Here is a 17,478-nt window from a genome sequence, read left to right as displayed (position 1 = left end):
ATGGATTGGGTAAATATCGCTTTCTGGGTGTTCGCCATCGCGGCAACGGTTTCGGCCGGTGCGGTGATCAGCGTGCGCAACCCGGTGCATGCAGTGCTGTGCCTGGTGCTGACCTTCTTCTCCATTGCCTGCGTGTGGCTGCTGGTGGGCGCCGAGTTCCTCGGCGTGGCGCTGGTGCTGGTCTACGTCGGCGCGGTGATGGTGCTGTTCCTGTTCGTGGTGATGATGCTGGACATCGACCCCAGCAAGATGCGTGAAGGCTGGGTGCGTTACCTGCCGGTCGGCCTGATCGTGGCAGTGGCGATGCTGGTGCAGATGCTGATCCTGATCGGCGTGAAGGGCAGGGCGGTCGCTCCGTTCCCGGCCGACAACGCCGCTGCGGTCGCTGCCGACAGCTCCAACGTCACCTGGCTGGCGCGCACGCTGTTCACCGAATACCTGCTGCCGTTCGAGTTCGCCGCCGTCATCCTGACCGTGGCCGTGGTCGCCGCCGTGATGCTGACCCTGCGTCGCCGTACCGGCGTGAAGAGCCAGAACCCGGGTGAGCAGACCATGGTCAAGGCCGGCCAGCGCCTGCGCATGGTCAAGATGGGCGCCGAAGCACCGGTCGTGCACAGCAACAGCAAGCCGGCCACCGGCGAGGAGACCCAGCCGTGATTACCCTTGGCCACATGCTTGCGCTTGGCGCGGTGCTGTTCGCCATCAGCCTGGCCGGCATCTTCCTCAACCGGAAGAACGTCATCGTCCTGCTGATGTCGATCGAGCTGATGCTGCTTTCGGTGAACATCAATTTCGTCGGCTTCTCGCGTCAGCTGGGCGATCCGTCCGGCCAGCTGTTCGTGTTCTTCATCCTGACCGTCGCCGCCGCGGAAGCCGCCATCGGCCTGGCGATCCTGGTGACCCTGTTCCGTACCCGCCGCACGATCAATGTCGGCGAAGTCGATTCGTTGAAGGGCTGATCCACAGATGGAAATCACTCTCTCCAAGAGTCTGTTGATCGCAGTGGTGCTTGCACCGCTGTTCGGCAGCATCATCGCCGGCCTGTTCGGTCGCCAGGTCAAGCGCTTCGGCGCGCAGACCATCACCATCCTCGGCGTCGCGGCAGCCTGCGGCCTGTCGATGTACACGTTCTACCAGCTGATGTGGGGCGGCGCGCAGCCGTTCAACCAGAACATCTACACGTTCTTCGAAGTCGGCCAGTATTCGGCGCACGTCGGCTTCATGGTCGACAAGCTGACCGCGATGATGATGGTGGTGGTGACCTTCGTGTCGCTGCTGGTCCACATCTACACGATCGGCTACATGCAGGACGACCCGGGCTACCAGCGGTTCTTCAGCTACATCTCGCTGTTCACCTTCTCGATGCTCACCCTGGTGATGAGCAACAACTTCCTGCAGCTGTTCTTCGGCTGGGAAGCGGTGGGCCTGGTGTCGTACCTGCTGATCGGCTTCTGGTTCAAGCGCCCGACCGCGATCTTCGCCAACATGAAGGCGTTCCTGGTCAACCGCGTCGGTGACTTCGGCTTCCTGCTGGGCATCGCTGGCGTGCTGTGGGTGTTCGGCACCCTGGACTACTCGCAGGTGTTCTCGCAGGCCGGCATGCTGGCTGACCCGCGCGCCCAGCTGCAGATCTGGGACGGCACGATCCTGGGCATGCAGCTGCTGAACGAACCGGTGATCTGGTCGATCGCCACCGTCATCTGCATCTGCCTGTTCATCGGCGCCATGGGCAAGTCGGCCCAGGTCCCGCTGCACGTGTGGCTGCCGGACTCGATGGAAGGCCCGACCCCGATCTCGGCACTGATCCACGCCGCGACGATGGTGACCGCCGGTATCTTCATGGTCACCCGCATGTCGCCGCTGTTCGAGCTGTCGCAGACGGCGCTGAACTTCGTGCTGTTCATCGGTGCCACCACCGCGTTCTTCACCGGCCTGATCGGCATCGTGCAGAACGACATCAAGCGCGTCGTCGCGTACTCCACGCTGTCGCAGCTGGGCTACATGACCGTCGCCCTGGGCGTGTCGGCCTACTCGGCCGCCGTGTTCCACCTGATGACCCACGCCTTCTTCAAGGCCCTGCTGTTCCTGGGCGCCGGCTCGGTCATCATCGCGATGCACCACGAGCAGGACATGCGCAAGATGGGCGGCCTGCGCAAGTACATGCCGATCACCTTCATCACCATGTGGATCGGTACGCTGGCCCTGGTTGGTACGCCGTTCTTCTCCGGCTTCTACTCGAAGGACACCATCATCGAGGCGGCCGAGATCCACGCCCACATGCAGAACAGCTGGGTGGCCACCTATGGCTACTGGGCCGTGCTGGGTGGCGTGCTGGTGACCAGCTTCTACAGCTTCCGTCTGCTGTTCATGACCTTCCACGGCAAGGAGCGTTTCCGCGACGCGCACGACGATCATGGCCACGGCCATGACGATCACCACGCCGCCGATGCCCACCATGGCGATGCCCATGACGACCACGGCCACGGTCCGCATGAACCGCATGAAACCCCGTGGGTGGTGACCCTGCCGCTGATCCTGCTGGCCATCCCGTCGATCGCCATTGGTTTCTTCAGCATCGGTCCGATGCTGCACGGCACCGACTGGGCCGGCCACCATGCGCACGAGGCGATCAAGGGCCAGGCACAGACGTTCTTCACCGGCATCGTCGACTTCTACGATCCGGCCAAGAACACCGTCGCGTTCCTGGGTGAAGAGTTCCATGGCCCGGTGGCGTTCGCGCTGCACGGCATGATGCTGCCGCCGTTCTGGCTGACCCTGGCGGGCTTCCTGCTGGCTGCGCTGTTCTACCTGTGGAAGCCGGACCTCTCGGGCAAGGCGCGCAAGACCTTCGCCCCGATCGTCTCGGTGCTGGAAAACAAGTACGGCTTCGACAAGCTGTGGATCGATGGCTTTGCCGGTGGCAGCGTCAAGCTGGGCAAGGTCTCGCGCTGGATCGACAGCAACATCGTCGACGGCGTGGTCAATCTTTCGGCACGTGTTGTGGACGTTGCAGCCGGCGTGCTGCGTCGTACCCAATCCGGTTTCCTCTATCACTACGCCTTCGCGATGATCATCGGCCTGATTGCCCTGCTGGGCGTGCTGATGCATTACCTGCGTTGATGACCTGTACGGAATAAGAAGACGTGTCGAACTGGCCTCTACTCAGTGTCCTCATCTGGCTGCCGATCATCGGTGGCGCCCTGATCCTTGCGATCCGTGATGCACAGACTGCCCGCTGGGCGTCGCTGGGCGTCGCGGTGCTCACCTTCGTTGCAAGCCTCTCGCTGCTGGGCGGCTACAACGCGGGCATCGACGGCCTGCAGTTCGTCGAGACCCATGCCTGGATCCCGGCGTACAAGATCGGCTACAACCTGGGCGTGGACGGCATTGCCGTGGCGCTGATCCTGCTGACCACCCTAGTCAGCGTGCTTGCCCTGATCGGCGCCTGGAGCGCCATCGACAAGCGCGTCAACCAGTACGTGGCGGCCTTCCTGATCCTGGAAGGCGTCACCGTCGGCATCTTCGCCGCGACGGACGCGATGCTGTTCTACGTGTTCTTCGAAGCCATGCTGATCCCGATGTTCCTGATCATCGGTGTCTGGGGTGGCCCGCGCCGCATCTACGCAGCACTGAAGTTCTTCCTGTACACCTTCCTCGGCTCGGTGCTGATGCTGGTGGCGCTGATCTACCTGTACATGAAGGGCGGCAGCTTCCAGCTGGCCGACCTGTACGCGCTGCCGCTGTCGGCCAAGGAACAGACCTGGATCTTCTTTGCCTTCCTGATCGCCTTCGCGGTCAAGGTGCCGATGTTCCCGGTCCACACCTGGCTGCCGGACGCCCACGTGGAAGCGCCGACCGCCGGTTCGGTGATCCTGGCCGCCATCGCCCTGAAGATCGGTGGCTACGGCTTCCTGCGCTTCAACCTGCCGATCGTCCCGGACGCGTCGCAGGAATGGGCCTGGCTGGTGATCGCGCTGTCGCTGATCGCGGTGATCTACGTCGGCCTGGTCGCCCTGGTGCAGGACGACATGAAGAAGCTGATCGCCTATTCGTCGATCGCGCACATGGGCTTCGTCACCCTGGGCACCTTCATCGCCCTGTGGCTGGTGCGTGAAGCCGGCAACGCCGATGCTGCCCGCCTGGGCCTGCAGGGCGCCATGGTGCAGATGATCTCGCACGGCTTCGTGTCCGGTGCGATGTTCTCCTGTGTCGGCGTGCTGTACGACCGCATGCACAGCCGCCGCATCGCCGATTACGGCGGCGTGGTCAACGTGATGCCGTGGTTCGCCACCTTCGCCATGCTGTTCTTCATGGCCAATGCGGGCCTGCCGGGCACCAGCGGTTTCGTCGGCGAGTTCATGGTCATCCTGTCGGCCTTCCAGCGTAATCCGTGGATCGCACTGGGCGCGGCCACCACCCTGATCATCGGCGCCGCCTACACCCTGTGGCTGTACAAGCGCATCTTCTTCGGCGAAGTGGCCAACAGCCACGTGGCCGAACTGAAGGACATCAACGGCCGCGAATGGCTGGTGCTGGGCGTGTTCGCCATCGGCGTGCTGGCCCTGGGCATCTACCCCAAGCCGCTGACCGACCTGATGGAGCCCTCGATCGCGAAGCTGGCGATGCAGATCGCATCCAGCAAGCTGCTGTAATTCCAGGATTTGATGATGACCACCTCGCCGCTGCTGCCATTGACCGCCGCTGACCTGCCACCGCTCGCTCCCGAGCTGGTGCTGATCGGCAGCGCCTTCGCCCTGATGATCCTCGACCTGTTCGTCAGCAACCGGAACAAGATCGTCACCCACCTGTTCTCGCTCGCTGCGCTGGCCGTGGTGCTGTTCATGCTGGCCACCGGCGTGGGCGGGCAGGGCGAGGTCTTCCATGGCATGTTCGTGCGCGATACTGCCGCGGACGTGATGAAGACCGGGATCGTGCTGCTCAGCGGCCTGACCCTGGTCTACGGCTGGCGCTACCTGCGTGACCGCAACCTGTTCCAGGGCGAGATCCCGGTGCTGATCCTGTTCGGCACCGCCGGCATGATGATCCTGGTCTCGGCCGGCAGCCTGCTGATGGTCTACCTGGGCCTGGAGCTGCTGGCGCTGTGCTCCTACGCACTGGTTGCCAGCAACCGTGAGAACGGTCTGGCCTCGGAAGCAGCGATGAAGTACATCGTGCTGGGTTCGCTGGCCTCGGGCCTGCTGCTGTACGGCATGTCTCTGATCTACGGCGCCACCGGCAGCCTGCACCTGGACGTCATCCGTGACGCCATCCCGCACTCGGAAGAGCGCGTGCTGCTGATCACCGGTGCGGTGTTCATGATCGCCGGCGTCGCCTTCAAGCTGGGCGCCGCACCGTTCCACATGTGGCTGCCGGACGTGTACCAGGGTGCCCCGGCACCGATCGCACTGTTCATCAGCTCGGCGCCGAAGCTGGCCGCCTTCGGCATGGCCTACCGCCTGCTGGAAATGGGCGTGGGTCCGCTGTCGACTGAACTGCAGCTGCTGATCGCCGGCCTGGCCGCGGTCTCGCTGGTCATCGGCAACCTGATGGCCATCGCGCAGAGCAACCTCAAGCGCATGCTGGCGTTCTCCACCGTCTCGCACATCGGCTTCCTGCTGATGGGTATCGCCGGTGGTGGCGCGCAGGGCTATGCCGCCGCGCTGTTCTACGCACTGGCCTACGCCATCATGTCCACCGCCGCCTTCGGCGCGATCATCGCGCTGTCGCGTGCCGGTTTCGAAGCCGAGAACATCGAGGACTTCAAGGGCCTCAATGCCCGCAACTCGTGGATGGCCGGCCTGGTGCTGTGCATCATGGCGTCGCTGGCCGGCATTCCGCCGTTCCTGGGCTTCTGGACCAAGCTGGCGGTGCTGGGCGCGGCCGTCAACGGGGGCCTGCTGTGGCTGGCCATCCTCGGCGTGCTGTGTGCCGTGGTCGGCTGCTTCTACTACCTGCGCGTCATCAAGGTCATGTACTTCGATGAGCCGGTGGGCGAGGCCATGCCGCGCAGCAACGACCGCGTGCTGGGCCTGGTGCTGGGCGTGAACGCGCTGGCGCTGCTGGCGCTGGGCCTGGCCTGGAACCCGATCATGGTCTGGTGCCAGCAGGCATTTGCGCATCTTGCATAAAAGTTGACACAAAGCTGCGCGATTCGTGTAATATGCGCAGCCTGAGTTGTCACTGCAGCGGTTCAGCCAGAACATCGTTGCGGTCGCCCTCCTCGAAAGAGAGCAGGGCAGCAGTTCAAACACTACCGGTGCGGGGTGGAGCAGTCTGGCAGCTCGTCGGGCTCATAACCCGAAGGTCGCAGGTTCAAATCCTGCCCCCGCTACCAACTTCAGATCGGCGCCAACCGGTTTGATGAATGAGGGAAAGCTTGCATTTTTTGGAGCCAACGCTCATAATTCCGCTTCTGATGCGGGGTGGAGCAGTCTGGCAGCTCGTCGGGCTCATAACCCGAAGGTCGCAGGTTCAAATCCTGCCCCCGCTACCAAGTAAAGAGATCGCCTTCGAAGTCCTGCTTCGAAGGCGTTTTTCTTTGGGTGGCTGCGTCGTTTCTGCGTGATCGGGGTCAGCTCCCTTTTCCGCGGGAAAGGGATCTGACCCCGGGCCCGCACCTTGCACCAGCGCGGTGCAGCCGCTATCATCAGCGGCCTAGCAGTACCCCTGAAGGCGGCCTCCCGGCGGGAGTCCGGACCCGGAAGGAGGGCCGCAACCGGCAGGCACTGCAGGTTGCAACCGGAATCCAGTCACCGGAGTCTTTCCGGAAAAGGGGCCCAGCGGGCCCTTTGTCGTTTCCGGGGCGTCATGTTTTCACGCCGGCCAAGGCCGGCACCCAACCAAGAGATCAAGGCAGGCTGTGAGCGACAAGGCAACCGACATCGCGAATCTGCTCGCCCCGACCGTTGTGTCGCTGGGCCTGGAGCTGCTGGGCGTTGAGTATCTGCCGGCCCCCGGCGGTGCGACCCTGCGCCTTTACATCGACGTGCCGCTGGCTGAACAGCCCGAGCGCATCATCAATGTCGACGACTGCGAGCGGGTCAGCCGCGAAGTGTCGGCGCAGCTGGACGTCGAAGACCCGATCAGCGGCAATTACACGCTGGAAGTGTCCTCGCCGGGCGTGGATCGCCCGCTGTTCAACCTGGAGCAGTTCGCTCGCCACCAGGGTGAATCGGCCAAGGTCACGCTGAAGCTGCCGCAGGACAACCGTCGTCGCCTGCAGGGCCGTATCGAAGCGACCGACGAGGCCGCAGGCACCATCACCTTCATCGTCGACAAGACCGAAGTGGTGGTGTCGGCCGACAACATCGACAAGGCACGGATCATGCCCGACTGGGTGGCGCTGGGGCTGGCCCCGAGCAAGCCGACCGGTCCGGCGCCGAAGCGTCCGAAGCCGAACACGAATTCTTCTTCCAACGAGCCGGCGGCAAAGAAGCCGCGCGCGGAGTGAGCCAATGAGCAAGGAACTGTTGCTGGTAGTCGACGCGGTCGCCAACGAGAAGGGCGTGCCGCGTGAAGTGATCTTCGATGCCATCGAGGCCGCCCTGGCCTCGGCAGCGAAGAAGCGCTATCCCGACGAGGAAGTGCTGACCCGCGTGGTCATCGACCACAAGGATGGCAGCTACGAAACCTTCCGCCGCTGGGAAGTGGTGGCCGACGACGTGGTCATGGAATCGCCGGACCGCCAGATCCGCCTGATGGACGCCGTCGACGAGGCCGAAGGCGTGGACGTCGGCGACTACATCGAAGAGCAGATCGAGAACCCGGACTTCGGCCGCATCGCCGCCCAGGCCGCCAAGCAGGTCATCGTCCAGCGTGTGCGCGAAGCCGAGCGCCAGCAGGTCGTGGATGCGTGGAAGGATCGCGTCGGCGAACTGATCACCGGTGTGGTCAAGCGCGCCGAGCGCGGCAACATCTATGTCGACCTCGGTGGCAATGCCGAAGGCTTCATTCCGAAGGACAAGGGCATTCCGCGCGACGTGCTGCGCGCCGGTGACCGCGTGCGCGGCTACCTGGCCGAAGTCCGTTCGGAACCCCGTGGCCCGCAGCTGTTCATCAGCCGCGCCGCCCCGGAATTCATGATCGAGTTGTTCAAGCTGGAAGTGCCGGAAGTCGGCCAGGGCCTGGTGGAAATCAAGGCCTGCGCACGTGATCCGGGCGACCGCGCCAAGATCGCCGTGCTCGCCCACGACCAGCGCACCGATCCGATCGGTGCCTGCATCGGCATGCGCGGTTCGCGCGTGCAGGCCGTGTCCAACGAGCTCAATGGCGAGCGAGTGGACATCGTGCTGTGGAACGACAACCCCGCCAACTTCGTCATCAACGCGATGGCGCCGGCCGAAGTGCAGTCGATCATCGTCGATGAAGACAAGCACTCGATGGACCTGGCCGTTGCCGAAGATCGCCTGGCCCAGGCGATCGGCAAGGGCGGCCAGAACGTGCGCCTGGCCAGCCGCCTGACCGGCTGGCAGCTCAACGTGATGACCCAGGACCAGGTCACCGCCAAGTCGGAGGCCGAGCAGGCTTCGGCCCGCCAGCTGTTCATGGACAAGCTGGAAGTGGACGAGGAAATCGCCGGCATCCTGGTCAGCGAAGGCTTCGGCACCGTCGAGGAAATCGCATATGTCCCGGTCGGCGAACTGCTGGCCGTGGAAGGTTTCGACGAAGACATCGTCGAAGAGCTGCGCGCTCGTGCCCGCGATGCGCTGCTCAATGAGGCCCTGGCAGTCGAAGAAGGCCTTGAAGACGGCCAGCCGGCGCAGGACCTGCTGTCCCTGAAGGGCATGGACGAAGCCACCGCATATGCGCTGGCCGGCCACGGCGTGCGTACCAGCGAGGACCTGTCCGACCTGGCCGCCGACGAGGTCATGGACTTCGGCATCGAAGGACTGGATCAGGCGCGCGCCGCTGCGCTGATCCTGGCCGCCCGTGCCGAAGAGATCGCCCGACTGGAACGCGGCGAATGAGCCGGCAATGAACAGGGCCCTGAGCCGCTCAGGGCGTAGAATCCGCGCCACCTCCAGATGCGGGGGGGCGCCCACAAGATCATAGGATCCGAATGTCGCAGCAAACCACCATCCGCAAGCTTGCCGAACTGGTCAACACGCCGGTCGAAAAACTGCTGGAACAGCTGGCCGGTGCCGGCATGAAGTTCAGCGGTCCCGACCAGGTCGTGACCAGCTCCGAGAAGGTGAAGCTCCTGGGCTTCCTTCGTCGTTCGCACGGCAAGCCCGAGCAGGCCCCGGAAGAGAGCGATCAGTCTGCAAAGAAGATCACGCTCAACCGCCGGAAGCAGCAGGAAGTGACGGTCAATTCCGGTCGCAGCAAGACGACCGTGAATGTCGAGGTGCGCCAGAAGCGCACCTACGTCAAGGATGGTGCGCGCGCCATGACGCCGGACGAAGAGCGCGCCGACATCCTGCGCAAGCTGGAAGAGTCGCGCGCCCGCAACCTCGCCGAACAGCAGGCCCTGGCCGAGAAGGATCGTCTGCGCGACGAAGCCATCGTCCGTGCCCGTGAGGAAGAGATTGCGGCCAAGGAACGCGCAGAGGCCGAGAAGAAGGCTGCCGAGGAAGCTGCGGCCGCCGCCAAGGCTGCCGAGGCACTGGCGGCCACCAAGCCCAAGCGCGCTCCGATCGATGAAACCGCGCCGCGTCCGCCGCGCACGCCGGCCGCCGCTCCGGCTGCGCCGCGCAGTGCGCCGCCGCCGCCGCGCAACGACGACCGCAACAACCGCAGCGCGTCGCGCAACGAGCGTGGCCCGGGCGACCGTTTCGCCGGCCAAATGCACCTGTCGGCTGCCGACCGTGCGCGTCGTGGCAACAGCAACAACAGCAACACCCGTGGTCGGCCGGGTGGCCGTAACCAGGCCGGTGGCCGTCGCGACATGTCGCGCGGTGGCAACAATGCCGGCCCGCACGCCTTCGAGCGTCCGACCGCGCCGGTGGTGCGTGAAGTGGCGATCGGCGACACGATCACCGTGGCCGACCTGGCGCAGAAGCTCGCGCTGAAGGGCGGCGAGGTGGTCAAGGCGCTGTTCAAGATGGGCGTGATGGCCACCATCACCCAGTCCATCGACCACGACACCGCCGCGCTGGTGACCGAAGAACTCGGCCACAAGGCGATCCGTGCCAACGACAACGACGCCGAGGACGCACTGCTGGCCTCGACCGGTGAAAACCAGGGCGAAGCCACCCAGCGTCCACCGGTGGTCACCATCATGGGCCACGTCGATCACGGCAAGACCTCGCTGCTGGATTACATCCGCCGCACCAAGGTCGCCACCGGCGAAGCCGGCGGCATCACCCAGCACATCGGTGCCTACCACGTGGATACGCCGAAGGGCGTGATCAGCTTCCTGGATACCCCGGGCCATGCTGCCTTCACCTCGATGCGTGCCCGCGGCGCCAAGCTGACCGATATCGTGGTGCTGGTCGTGGCCGCCGATGACGGCGTCATGCCGCAGACCAAGGAAGCGATCCAGCACGCCCGTTCGGCGGGTGTGCCGCTGATCGTGGCGATCAACAAGATCGACAAGTCCGACGCCGACCCGATGCGGGTCAAGAACGAACTGCTGTCCGAGCAGGTCGTGGCCGAAGATTTCGGTGGTGACACCCAGATGGTGGAGATCTCGGCCAAGACCGGCCTGGGCATCGACGATCTGCTGGACGCCATCTCGATCCAGGCCGAACTGCTGGAACTGAAGGCCGTCGACGAAGGCCGCGCCTCGGGCGTGGTGATCGAATCGTCGCTGGACAAGGGCCGCGGCCCGGTCGCTACGGTGCTGGTGCAGCAGGGCCGCCTGAAGAAGGGCGACTACCTGGTGTGCGGCATCCAGTACGGCCGCGTGCGTGCACTGTTCGATGAAACCGGCAAGCAGCCGGAATTCGCCGGCCCGTCCATCCCGGTGCAGGTCCTGGGCCTGTCCGGCGTGCCGGAAGCCGGTGACGACTTCGTGGTGGTCGAGGACGAGCGCCTGGCCAAGGACGTTGCCCAGCAGCGTGAGACCAAGCGCCGTGAATCGCGCCTGGTCGCCACCGCCGGCAGCCGCATGGAAGACATCATGGCGACCCTGGGCAAGGGCGAGGGCCAGCAGGTCCTCAACCTGGTCATCAAGGCCGACGTGCAGGGTTCGGTGCAGGCCCTCAGCCAGGCGCTGGTGGCGCTGTCCAACGAAGACATCCGCATCAACGTGATCCACTCCGGCGTGGGCGGCATCACCGAATCGGACGCCAACTCGGCGGCCGCTTCGAAGGCCACCGTCATCGGCTTCAACGTGCGTGCGGATGCTTCGGCCCGTCGCATCATCGAATCCAACGGCGTGGACCTGCGCTACTTCTCGATCATCTATGACGTGATCGATCAGGTGAAGCAGGTGGCCTCCGGTCTGCTGGGCGTGGAGATCCGCGAAGAGATCATCGGTATCGCCGAGGTCCGCGACGTGTTCCGCAGCTCCAAGCTGGGCGCCGTTGCCGGCTCGATGGTCATCGAGGGCGTGGTCAGGCGCAACAAGCCGATCCGCGTGCTGCGCGACAGCGTGGTGATCTTCGAGGGCGAGCTGGAATCGCTGCGTCGCTTCAAGGAGAACGTCGAGGAAGTCCGCAACGGTACCGAGTGCGGTATCGCGGTGAAGGCTTACAACGACGTCAAGCCGGGTGACCAGATCGAGTGCTTCGAGCGTATCGAAGTGCCGCGCACCCTGTAATGCTGCACTGGACCGGCCCTCACGGGTCGGTCCGCCCCCTGGTGGGGCCCGACCTTGGTCGGGCCGCTCCTCCTGGTAGGACCCGACCTTGGTCGGGTCACATTCAAATCGAGAGCCCGACCGCGTGCCCAAGACTTTCCATCGAACCGACCGTGTCTCCGCCCAGTTGCGCCGTGAACTCGGCACCCTGGTGCACAACGCCGTGCGCGAGCATGGGTTGCCCTCGGTGAGCGTGTCCGACGTGGAAATCACCCGCGACATGGCCCATGCCAAGGTGTTCGTCACCGCGCTGATGCCGGAACGTTCGGCCGAAGCCGTGGCCGGCCTGAAGGAGCTGGGCTACCGCCTGCGCATGGACCTGGCACGCGCGATGAAGCTGCGCCACGTGCCGGAGCTGCATTTCCACTACGACGACTCGGTCGACCGTGGTGAGCACATCGACAACATCCTGCGCGACCTGCCCGATACGCTGGCCGCGGAGAAGCGTCGCGAGAGCGACGAAGAATAACCGCGTGGCGCCGGGCATGCCCGGCGTTGTTGCATTCCGGCTGCGCGATGTCTGATGCAGACCGCGCTGCGGCAGTCGAGCATGGCTCGACCCTACAAAATTCTGCCATGACCCGAATTCAGTTCCGCCGCCTGGATGGCATCCTGCTGCTCGACAAGTCGACCGGCATGAGTTCCAACGCCGCCCTGCAGGTAGCCCGCCGCCTGTTCCGCGCCGAGAAAGGGGGGCACACCGGCAGCCTTGACCCGCTGGCCACCGGCCTGCTGCCGCTGTGCTTCGGCGAGGCAACCAAGATCGCCGGCCTGCTGCTCGGCTCGGCCAAGGCCTACGACGCCGAGATCGTGCTGGGCCAGACCACCGATACTGACGATGCCGAAGGCCAGGTGCTGCTGCAGCGCCCGGTGCCGGCCATCAGTGCCGAAGCGCTGCAGGCCGCACTGGCGGGGCTGACCGGCAACATCCGCCAGCGTGCCCCGATCTATTCGGCGCTGAAGCAGGGCGGTGAGCCGCTGTATGTGAAGGCCCGCCGCGGCGATGTCATCGAAGCGCCCGAACGCGAGGTGCAGGTACATGCCATCGAGGTGCTGGAGCAGCAGCCGGAACGGTTGCGGCTGCGCGTGACCTGCGGCTCCGGCACCTACATCCGCAGCCTGGCCCGCGACCTGGGCGAGACGCTGGGCTGTGGTGCCCACATCAGCGCACTGCGCCGGCTCTGGGTCGAGCCGTTCCGTGAGCCGGTAATGGTCACCCTGGACCAGCTGCGGGCGATGGTCGAGGCGGGTGACGAGGCGGGCATGGACGCGCTGCTGCTGCCGCTGGCGGCCGGCCTGGCCGAGTACCCGCGGGTCGACCTGGATGCCGACCAGGCCCGCCGCTTCTGCGTCGGCCAGCGCCAGCGCGATCTGTCCTGGCCGCGTGGCCTGGTGGCGGTGTTTGGTCCGGACGACGCTGTCCAGGGCCTGGGCCAGGTCGACGAAAGCGGCCTGCTGGCCCCGCAGCGTCGTTTCAACCTCTGACGGGCCCGGGCGGTTCAGCCCCGGTCCTTGTCCCGGAAGCCCCCGACCGTTACAATTTCGCGGCCGTTTTCCGGCAGCCTGCCTGGCGCAGGTTTCATCCTCGTAGTCCACGGCGAGCCTGGCGGTGCGCGAAGCGCGTTCCTGCCGGCCACGCATCACAGAGAAAAAGAAATGTCGATCGACACCCAGAAGGTCATTGAAGACAACAAGCGCAGCTCGGCTGACACCGGCTCCCCGGAAGTCCAGGTTGCGCTGCTGACCGCCCGCATCGAACTGCTGACCGGCCACTTCAAGACCCACAAGAAGGACCACCACAGCCGCCGCGGCCTGCTGCAGATGGTCAACCGCCGTCGCAGCCTGCTCGACTACCTGAAGAAGAAGGACGTCGAGCGCTACAAGGCCCTGATCGAGAAGCTTGGCCTGCGTCGCTAAGCAACGAATCCCCCGCGGCGCAGCGATGCGCCGCGGTTTTGTTTTGTAGTACCGCAATCCCCGATTCAGGCCGGAACGATCCGGCCACCCGCTGGCGGCAAGGGTCGCCGACGGTCCAAATTCGCAGACAGCATCCCCAAGGACACCCTCCGTGGCAAAAATCACCAAAACCTTCCAGTACGGCAAGCACACCGTCACGCTTGAGACCGGCGAAGTCGCCCGTCAGGCCAGCGGCGCCGTCATCGTCAAGATGGACGACACCGTACTGCTGGTCACCGCCGTCGCCGCCAAGAGCGCGCGCGAAGGCCAGGACTTCTTCCCGCTGACCGTCGATTATCAGGAAAAGTTCTACGCCGGCGGCCGTATCCCGGGTGGTTTCTTCAAGCGTGAAGGCCGTGCGACCGAGAAGGAAACCCTGATCTCGCGTCTGATCGACCGTCCGATCCGTCCGCTGTTCCCGGAAGACTACAAGAACGAAGTGCAGATCATCGCCACGGTCATGTCGTTGAACCCGGACGTGGACGGCGACATCCCGGCCCTGATCGGTGCCTCCGCTGCCCTGGCCCTGGCCGGCACCCCGTTCATGGGTCCGATCGGCGCTGCCAAGGTCGGTTACAAGAACGGCGAGTACATCCTGAACCCGACCGTCAGCGAACTGGCTGACTCGCAGCTGGAACTGGTCGTCGCCGGTACCTCCAACGCCGTGCTGATGGTTGAATCCGAAGCCGCGCTGCTGTCCGAAGAAGTGATGCTGGGCGCCGTGACCTTCGGTCACCGCGAAATGCAGAAGGTCATCAACGCGATCAACGAGCTGACCGTCGAAGCCGGCACCAAGCCGTCGACCTGGGAAGCCCCGGCCAAGAACGACGCGCTGATCTCCGCCCTGAAGGAAGCCATCGGCCCGCGCCTGGGCGAAGCCTTCCAGGTGCGTGACAAGCTGCAGCGCCGCGACGCCATCTCGGCAATCAAGAAGGACGTGTTCGAAACCCTGGCTGGCCGCGTGGCCGCCGAAGGCTGGAACCCGGCCGAGCTGTCGAAGGAATTCGGCGAGCTGGAATACCGCACCATGCGTGACTCGGTGCTGGACACCAAGGTCCGTATCGACGGCCGTGCGCTGGACACCGTCCGCCCGATCGCCGTGAAGACCGGTGTGCTGCCGCGTACCCACGGTTCCTCGCTGTTCACCCGTGGCGAAACCCAGGCCATCGTGACCATCACCCTGGGCACCGCCCGTGACGGCCAGGTCATCGACGCCGTTGCCGGTGAGTACAAGGAAAACTTCCTGTTCCACTACAACTTCCCCCCGTTCTCGGTGGGTGAGTGCGGTCGCATGATGGGCCCGAAGCGCCGCGAAATCGGCCACGGTCGCCTGGCCAAGCGCGGCGTGCTGGCTGTCATGCCGTCGCTGGAAGCCTTCCCGTACACCATCCGCGTCGTCTCGGAAATCACCGAGTCGAACGGTTCCTCGTCGATGGCCTCGGTCTGCGGCTCGTCGCTGGCCCTGATGGACGCCGGCGTGCCGGTGAAGGCTCCGGTGGCCGGTATCGCCATGGGTCTGGTCAAGGAAGGCGAGCGCTTCGTCGTCCTGTCCGACATCCTGGGTGACGAAGATCACCTGGGCGACATGGACTTCAAGGTCGCCGGTACCGCTGAGGGCATTTCCGCCCTGCAGATGGACATCAAGATCGAAGGCATCACCGAAGAGATCATGAAGCAGGCCCTGCAGCAGGCCAAGGCTGGCCGTCTGCACATCCTGGGCGAAATGGCCCACGGCCTGACCGCTCCGCGTGAAGAGCTGTCGGACTACGCGCCGCGCCTGCTGACCATCAAGATCCACCCGGACAAGATCCGCGAAGTGATCGGCAAGGGTGGTTCGACCATCCAGGCCATCACCAAGGAAACCGGCACCCAGATCGACATCCAGGACGACGGCACCATCGTCATCGCTTCGGTCAACGCCATCGCTGCGCAGGCCGCCAAGGCCCGCATCGAGCAGATCACCTCGGACGTCGAACCGGGCCGCATCTATGAAGGCAAGGTCGCCAAGATCATGGACTTCGGTGCGTTCGTCACCATCCTGCCGGGCAAGGACGGTCTGGTCCACGTGTCGCAGATCTCCAGCGATCGCGTCGAGAAGGTCGGCGACGTGCTGAAGGAAGGCGATGTGGTCAAGGTCAAGGTGCTGGAAGTCGACAAGCAGGGCCGTATCCGCCTGTCGATGAAGGCCGTGGAAGAAGGCGGCGCCGCCAGCGCCGAGTAATCGACCTCCGGTCAATTACGGTAGGTGTCAACCTTGGTTGACACGCTTCTGGAATCGCTGAATTGAAAAAGCGGGCTTCGGCCCGCTTTTTCTTTGCCTCGCTGTTATGAAGAACCGCGCACCCAGGTCGTTGAATGTCCTGCCGCGGTGCACGAGAGGCGCTACGCAGCCATCGTTCTGTCGCGGTTGCGCGGATCGCACCTGTCCACTGGACGACATGCCGCGACAACCATCCCGCAGCTCCATCCGTTTGCTAACGTGGCTGCGCCTTCGAACCGGGAGATCCCATGTTCCGCCAGACCGTGGCCGTCCTTGCCGTGCTGATTGCCGGCGCCCTGCCCATTGCCTTGCATGCCGCGCCCGCACAGCCGCCGATCTTCGGTGCCTACTACCCCGGCGGCTCGGCCGAGCGCTACCCGGTGTCGAGCATTCCGGCCGAGCGCCTCACCCACCTGTTCTACGCGTTCTCCACCATCGAGGACGGCCGCTGCACGGTCGGCGCCGAAGCGCCGAAGAATTTTGCTGCGCTGGCCGAGCTGAAGAAGGCGCACCCGCATCTGCGCACGCTGATCTCAATTGGTGGATGGGGCGCAGGTGGATTCTCCGATGCAGCGCTGACCGAGGCCAGCCGCAAGCGCCTGGTCGACTCGTGCATGGCGCTGTTTTTCGACCGCCATGCCGGCAGCTTCGATGGCGTGGACATCGACTGGGAGTTCCCGGTCAGTGGCGGACCGAACGAGCTGGCGCACCGCCCGCAGGATCGTGCCAACCTGACCCGGCTCGCGCAGGCGTTCCGCGTGGCACTCGACGCGCACGGGCGCAAGGAGCGACAGCCGATGCTGCTGACCGCCGCTCTGGCCGCCGGTCGCCTGCAGACCGATGGCCCCTACGATCCAGCAGCGAGCTACGACCTGCCGGCGTTGGCCAAGGTGTTCGATTTCATCAACCTGATGAGCTACGACATGGGCACCGGTTTCTCGGCGGTGTCGACCTTCAATGCGCCGCTGCATGAAGTGCCGGCCGATCCGCTGGCCCCGGAGCTGCGGCGCTGGAACAACGTGGCCGGCGCGGTGCAGTACTACCGCGAGCACGGCGTGCCGGCCGAGAAGCTGGTGCTGGGCGTACCCTTCTACGGGCGCGGCTTCAAGGTCACCGGCGATGCAGCGGATGGGCTGTACCAGTCCTACAGTGCGCCGGCCGATGCCGGCGACTGGCGGGTGATCAAGGCGCGCTATCTCGATCAGCCGGGTTGGACGAAACACTGGCAGCCGCAGGCGCAGAGCCCGTGGCTGTACAGCGCCGGGCAGAAGATCTTCATCAGCTATGAAGACCCGCGCTCGATCGGCCTGCGTGCGCAGTTCGCCCGTGAGCAGGGCCTGGCCGGGGTGTTCATGTGGGAGCTGACCGGCGACGACGAACAGGCCAGCCTGCTCAACGCCATGCTGGGCCCCTGGCAGAAGGCGCGCATCGGCGATTGAGCTGCATCAGGCAATGCCCGGCGCAATGCCGCAATGCCACTGGCCCAACCCCGCACAGCATCGCCACGCCCGCAGCGTTA

General features: G+C 64.9%; 13 protein-coding genes and 2 tRNA genes. All 15 read left to right on the top strand.

Going from position 1 to position 17,478, the window contains the following annotated elements; all coding sequences use genetic code 11:
• Positions 1-657, top strand: a complete 657-nt coding sequence (locus AC5P8Y_RS01695; protein ID WP_033835602.1) for an NADH-quinone oxidoreductase subunit J — start codon at positions 1-3, stop codon at positions 655-657.
• Entirely contained in the window at positions 654-959 is a 306-nt protein-coding gene (gene nuoK / locus AC5P8Y_RS01690; RefSeq protein WP_005410454.1) for an NADH-quinone oxidoreductase subunit NuoK, read from the top strand. Before AC5P8Y_RS01695 ends, nuoK begins: the two co-directional genes overlap by 4 nt.
• A gap of 7 nt (positions 960-966) precedes the next feature.
• Positions 967-3,120 carry an NADH-quinone oxidoreductase subunit L gene (nuoL, locus tag AC5P8Y_RS01685; protein WP_111188520.1) on the top strand — a complete coding sequence of 718 codons (2,154 nt, stop codon included), beginning with the start codon at positions 967-969 and terminating at the stop codon, positions 3,118-3,120.
• Between the two features lie 23 nt (positions 3,121-3,143).
• Positions 3,144-4,652 carry an NADH-quinone oxidoreductase subunit M gene (locus tag AC5P8Y_RS01680; protein ID WP_033835600.1) on the top strand — a complete coding sequence of 503 codons (1,509 nt, stop codon included), beginning with the start codon at positions 3,144-3,146 and terminating at the stop codon, positions 4,650-4,652.
• 15 nt (positions 4,653-4,667) lie between these two features.
• Complete coding sequence (gene nuoN, locus AC5P8Y_RS01675; protein WP_495201830.1) at positions 4,668-6,128, top strand: NADH-quinone oxidoreductase subunit NuoN; 1,461 nt, start codon at positions 4,668-4,670, stop codon at positions 6,126-6,128.
• A 129-nt stretch (positions 6,129-6,257) separates the two neighbouring features.
• Positions 6,258-6,334, top strand: a tRNA-Met gene (locus AC5P8Y_RS01670).
• A gap of 82 nt (positions 6,335-6,416) precedes the next feature.
• A tRNA-Met gene (locus tag AC5P8Y_RS01665) sits at positions 6,417-6,493 on the top strand.
• A gap of 366 nt (positions 6,494-6,859) precedes the next feature.
• Complete coding sequence (rimP, locus tag AC5P8Y_RS01660) at positions 6,860-7,450, top strand: ribosome maturation factor RimP (protein ID WP_005410450.1); 591 nt, start codon at positions 6,860-6,862, stop codon at positions 7,448-7,450.
• 4 nt (positions 7,451-7,454) lie between these two features.
• Positions 7,455-8,966: a transcription termination factor NusA gene (nusA, locus tag AC5P8Y_RS01655; protein WP_005410449.1), complete on the top strand. Its 1,512-nt coding sequence runs from the start codon at positions 7,455-7,457 to the stop codon at positions 8,964-8,966.
• A 92-nt stretch (positions 8,967-9,058) separates the two neighbouring features.
• Positions 9,059-11,704, top strand: a complete 2,646-nt coding sequence (gene infB, locus AC5P8Y_RS01650) for a translation initiation factor IF-2 (RefSeq protein WP_049402312.1) — start codon at positions 9,059-9,061, stop codon at positions 11,702-11,704.
• A 124-nt stretch (positions 11,705-11,828) separates the two neighbouring features.
• The gene (gene rbfA, locus AC5P8Y_RS01645) at positions 11,829-12,212 is read left to right on the top strand and encodes a 30S ribosome-binding factor RbfA (protein ID WP_005410447.1); all 384 of its coding nucleotides are present in this window, start codon (positions 11,829-11,831) and stop codon (positions 12,210-12,212) included.
• A gap of 107 nt (positions 12,213-12,319) precedes the next feature.
• Positions 12,320-13,228, top strand: a complete 909-nt coding sequence (gene truB / locus AC5P8Y_RS01640; RefSeq protein WP_111188519.1) for a tRNA pseudouridine(55) synthase TruB — start codon at positions 12,320-12,322, stop codon at positions 13,226-13,228.
• A gap of 171 nt (positions 13,229-13,399) precedes the next feature.
• Positions 13,400-13,660, top strand: a complete 261-nt coding sequence (rpsO, locus tag AC5P8Y_RS01635) for a 30S ribosomal protein S15 (protein WP_005410445.1) — start codon at positions 13,400-13,402, stop codon at positions 13,658-13,660.
• A gap of 151 nt (positions 13,661-13,811) precedes the next feature.
• Positions 13,812-15,920 carry a polyribonucleotide nucleotidyltransferase gene (pnp, locus tag AC5P8Y_RS01630; RefSeq protein WP_033835143.1) on the top strand — a complete coding sequence of 703 codons (2,109 nt, stop codon included), beginning with the start codon at positions 13,812-13,814 and terminating at the stop codon, positions 15,918-15,920.
• A 287-nt stretch (positions 15,921-16,207) separates the two neighbouring features.
• On the top strand, positions 16,208-17,398 hold the full coding sequence (locus AC5P8Y_RS01625) for a glycoside hydrolase family 18 protein (RefSeq protein WP_049402313.1): 1,191 nt from the start codon (positions 16,208-16,210) through the stop codon (positions 17,396-17,398).
• Positions 17,399-17,478: the final 80 nt, after the last annotated feature.

The sequence above is a fragment of the Stenotrophomonas sp. YJH_SMC_12-1 genome (assembly GCF_059370935.1).
The sequence above is the reverse complement of the archived record's forward strand: the minus strand, read 5'-3'. Positions and strand labels throughout refer to the sequence as shown.